The sequence below is a fragment of the Bifidobacterium avesanii genome (assembly GCF_009299475.1).
In the GTDB taxonomy this organism is placed as follows: Bacteria; Actinomycetota; Actinomycetes; order Actinomycetales; family Bifidobacteriaceae; genus Bifidobacterium; species Bifidobacterium avesanii.
The window spans coordinates 1-1,226 of sequence record NZ_WBSN01000045.1 but is presented as its reverse complement, the minus strand read 5'-3'; the positions used below and the strand labels follow the sequence as shown (position 1 = coordinate 1,226).

The 1,226-nt window shown below is 66.9% G+C and carries 1 protein-coding gene; it reads left to right on the top strand.

What is annotated here, in order from left to right; all coding sequences use genetic code 11:
- Positions 1-249: 249 nt before the first annotated feature.
- Positions 250-1,226 (top strand): ISL3 family transposase (locus DSM100685_RS10625; protein ID WP_239512758.1); only part of this gene is annotated, 977 nt, incomplete at its 3' end.

Here is a 1,226-nt window from a genome sequence, read left to right as displayed (position 1 = left end):
GGCTCTTCGCATTTTGGTGTGTAAGGGCCGTGCGGTTTGATTCGGTGTGTGATTGAAAAAGTGAAGGAAACCGCGCGGCTTGGTATTGAGTCTAGCGCGTTCGATGGTCGGGTCCTGCTTGGCTTGGACAGGTTGGGGTTGAATCCCGTCTCGCAGAGGCACGTGGCGTCGGGCTCGCGGGCGGGAGTATGGCTGATCGGCTGCGAGCCAGCGGACGGGACCGCGCGATACTGCCGTGATTGCGGTGCCATGGGCCGCGTGCGTTCCTCGTGGCGGCGCCGGTTCGCGCACACGCCCGTCGGCCAGCACGCCGTGCATTTGATGGTGCGGGTCAGACGCTATGAGTGCGCGGCGTGCGCGTGCTCGTGGACGGACGACCTGACCCGCATAGCCGACGAGGGCAGACGTTTGACGGACGCGGCGGTGTGGTGGGCCGCTGCCGAGGTCGTGCTCAAATCGAAGAGCGTGCTCGCATGCGCCCGTGACCTGCACTGCTCGTGGGGTGCGTTGAACCGGGCCGTATTGGAGAAAGGCATGGACGTGCTGGCCGCGGACCCGCGCCGGCTGGACGGCGTGGAGTCGATCGGCGTGGACGAGCACGTGTGGCGGCACACCCGCACGGGCGGCCGGTACGTGACCGTCATCGTGGACCTCACTCCCAGGAGGACGGGCCGGCCGGCCCGCCTGCTCGACATGGTCGAGGGCAGGAGCGAGAAGGCGTTCGCCCAATGGCTGGAGGAACGCCCGCGATCGTTCCGCGACCAAGTCAAGGAAATCGCGATGGACGCGTTCGCCGGATACAAGAAAGCCGCCGCGCGCCAGGTGCCCCACGCCGTGGAGATCCTCGACCCGTTCCACATCGTCAAACTCGCCGGCGACAAGCTCACCGCCGTGCGCTGCCGGCTCCAACGCGAGGCCACGGGACGACGCGGCACCAGAACGGACCCGCTCTACAAGGGCAGACGAATCCTATTGAAAACCGCCGGCCTGAGAACCGACAGGCAACAAGCCCGGGTCGACCTGCTGCTCGCCGACCCCGCCAACCAGCCGCTCGCCCTCGCGCACGGCGCCTACCAGAAGATCATCGCCTGCTACGCGCAGGAAGACCGCAGGAAAGGCCGGGGCATGATGGCCGAACTCATCGAATCCCTCGCCGTCAAAGGCGCGACACCAGGATGCCCCGAACTCGCCACGCTCGGCCGCACCCTCAAACGACGCATGAGCGA